Origin of the sequence: Ancylomarina sp. (genome assembly GCF_041555295.1) — a bacterium.
GTDB lineage: Bacteria > Bacteroidota > Bacteroidia > Bacteroidales > Marinifilaceae > Ancylomarina.
Map to the genome: position 1 here is coordinate 1 of NZ_JBFFKR010000331.1, position 3,296 is coordinate 3,296.

General features: G+C 40.1%; 3 protein-coding genes. 1 reads left to right on the plus strand and 2 read right to left on the minus strand.

Annotation, left to right across the window (positions count from 1 at the left end; genetic code table 11):
• Positions 1–1,141: PAS domain-containing sensor histidine kinase (locus tag ABY905_RS15435; RefSeq protein WP_372645480.1), on the minus strand; the 1,141-nt coding region annotated here is incomplete at its 3' end.
• The gene (locus ABY905_RS15440; protein ID WP_372645482.1) at positions 1,131–2,495 is read right to left on the minus strand and encodes a sigma-54-dependent transcriptional regulator; all 1,365 of its coding nucleotides are present in this window, start codon (positions 2,493–2,495) and stop codon (positions 1,131–1,133) included. The genes ABY905_RS15435 and ABY905_RS15440, both read right to left, overlap by 11 nt.
• Before the next feature lie 265 nt (positions 2,496–2,760).
• Here ABY905_RS15440 and ABY905_RS15445 point away from each other — a divergent pair.
• Positions 2,761–3,296 (plus strand): ABC transporter ATP-binding protein (locus ABY905_RS15445; RefSeq protein ID WP_372645484.1); only part of this gene is annotated, 536 nt, incomplete at its 3' end.

Below are 3,296 nucleotides of genomic sequence, written 5' to 3' on the forward strand. Positions count from 1 at the left end.
TCAGGGTCTGTTCCTCACTCGCTCTACAGGCAATCACCTGTATGATTCCCTTATCGCTAATGGCATGTTGGGCATTCTGAATCAGATTGACCAAAACCTGAACCAAGAGTTTTTCATCAGCCTCAATCGATAGATCATCAGTCTCAATGGAGAAATCGTATTGAATACGCCTGTCTTCATCCAAAACAAGCAAGGCCTTTACATGCTCAAATAAATGCCTTAGACTCATCCGCTTAAATTGTGGTTTCGGAATTCGAGTCAATTGACGGTAGTTATCTACAAAATGCATCAACCCTTCCCCTTGCTCTTGAATCACTTGCAAACCCAAACGTGTTTTAGACAGGTTTTTCTCTCCAATAACCGATTGGGCATCGATCTGAGAATAGGTGCGAGCCAAAGTCTCCGAAAGGGAGGTTAAAGGCGCAATGGAGTTCATGATCTCGTGAGTCAGGACCGAAATTAATCGCTGCCAGGATTCCAGTTCAGTGGCATCCATTTCACTTTTAATATCTGAGAAGGAAAGCAGTTTCCAATTGTCTGTATTAAGCTTGATACGGGTACAAGAAACAAGCAGATGCAAAGATTTTTGATTCACTGAGGTTTTCAGCACCCGACTCTCTCCTGCTTTGATGCTTTGAAAGAGTTCAACCAAATTTGGATCCGTTTTTAAGAGAGCTTTTATACTCACCAGGTGATGAACACCTAAAAGTTCACGACCTTTTCGATTAATATTCTCAACCAATCCCTGAGCATTAAAGGTGAGAATACCCACAGCTGCATTCTCGATAATGGCATCGCTCACGATCTCCTTTTGCTGGTATTTCACACGCAGGTTCTTGATAATCTGATTCACAGCCTGCATGCTATCGCGCAAGTCGTTAAAGGATTTCCCCTCGCCTATATGCTGCAAGTTAAGAGCCGTTTCATCATTCTTAACCACCAGGAAAAATTGACTCAGCAATCTATTAGTAGAGTTCAAATAATGGGTCAAACGGTAAATTAGATAAATAATGAGTGCCAATGGTGCAAAAGCAAGAAAAGGATACGGACTCACCCATATTAACCAGCCCATGAAAACAGAAAGAAAGCAAATCAGACTTAGTCTTAAAATCAATTGGATGAAGAGCTTCTTATAGATCATACTTCTTCAGTTTATTATAAAGTGTGGGACGGGTAACACCCAATTCATTAGCAATACGACTCATATTACCAGAATGATGTTCCAAAGCCATAGCAATCATCTCTTTTTCCATATCGGCCAAACTAGCCGCCTGATAATTATTTTTACTCTTAGGGGCTTGATGAAATAGAAATTCATCGGCCATTAGTTCTTTATTATCAGTTAGAATCACCGCCTTCTCGATGGTATGCTGTAATTCCCTCACATTTCCTGGCCAGGCATATTGCATCAGTTTATCCACCGTTTTAGTCGAAAAACGAAGCTTGGGCTTATTGTACTTCTGAGCATACTTGCGTAGATAAAATTCAGCCAATACGGCAATATCTTCTCCCCGTTTGCGTAATGGTGGCACATCGATATGAATGGTATTAATTCTGTAGAGTAAGTCTTCGCGGAATTCGCCATCAGCAACCATTTGTATCAAATCTCTATTGGTCGCGCACACCAAACGAATATCAATTTCTCTGATTTGATTATCACCCAATCGAATCAGTTGGCGGGTTTGTATAACAGATAGTAGTTTAGCTTGCATGGCTAAAGACAAATTCCCAATCTCGTCGAGAAACAGGGTTCCTCCGGAAGCCAATTCGAATCGACCTAACTTATTAGCTTTTGCATCGGTAAAAGCACCTTTGGTATGCCCAAACAATTCACTTTCGAATAAAGATTCGGAAACGGCTCCCATGTCAACGCTTATCAGCACAGCATCTCGCCTTGCCGACTGAGCATGAATTTCTCTGGCAATCAACTCTTTTCCGGTTCCATTCTCACCCAATATGAGAACATTCACATCGGTAGCCGCGACTTTATATATGATTCTATTCAAATCGAACATCACTTTCGATCGACCAATCATTCGAGTCTCATTCTGATTCAAAACCTGAGTCAAAGTCTGTTTTTCCCCTTCCAGTCGATCAATCTTTTGTTTGGACTGCCGCAACTGAATGGCCGTTTTGATGGTCGTGATCAGCTTTCGATTATCCCAGGGTTTCAGCACAAAGTCGACCGCTCCCATCTTAATGGCTTTTACGGCCAATTCCACATCACCATAAGCGGTCAGAAGAATAATACTGAGTTTCGAGTCGAACTCCAATATTTTATTCAACCAAAAGATCCCTTCGTTACCCGTATTTACCCCTGCGGAAAAGTTCATATCCAATACTACCACATCAACAGCGTAAGTCTTGAGAGTACTTAATAAACTATTCGGGTTAGATAAAGTGATGACTTCCTCGAACTCATCCTGGAGCAGGAGCTGTAAGGCCACCAAGACAGATTTTTGATCGTCGATAATTAAGATTTTACCAGTAGACATAATTTTATAACTTTAGCTTTTCAAAAGTAAAAATTATTAACAAAGATTATCACATAGTGTAAAATAATCTTACAGTCATTTTTATTTTATTTACAATTGAATTGCACTGCAACAGCGATTTAAGACGACAAACATCTGATTATCTAGATTTAGAGTCTTATGGCATACCGATTGAATAATTGATTTGGAACATAAAGATTTAATCAGGAATAAAAACTTGATCGTCATCCAATCAATAAAATAATCGTATCACAAAATTAATAGCATGATTAAGATAGAAAACCTAAGCAAAAGATTCCAAACCGAGGAAGTTGAGACCACCGCTCTCAATCAAATCAGTCTCGATATAAAAGAAGGTGAATTTGTGGCCATTATGGGGCCTTCGGGTTGTGGTAAATCTACCCTACTCAATATATTGGGCATGCTCGACTCTCCAAGTTCAGGTAATTATTATTTTAACGATCAGGAGGTCGGCAATCAAAAGGAAAAACAACGCAACATCATCCGTAAGGGTAATATCAATTTTGTATTCCAAAGTTTTAACCTGATTGACGAGCTCAATGTTTTTCGTAATGTAGAATTACCCCTCAACTACCTTAATGTAAGCAAAGTTGATAAAAAGGCCAGAGTTTTAGAAGTTCTGGATCGAATGAAAATTGGACATCGCAAACACCATTACCCACAACAACTATCGGGTGGACAGCAACAACGTGTGGCCATTGCCCGAGCCGTATCTGCCAAGCCCAAACTTCTACTTGCCGATGAACCCACAGGTAACCTGGATTCTAAAACAGGACTAGA

Coding starts and splice junctions, on each gene's coding strand:
- ABY905_RS15440 (WP_372645482.1), bottom strand. CDS start 2,495: ATGTCTACTGGTAAAATCTTAATTATCGACGATCAAAAATCTGTCTTG.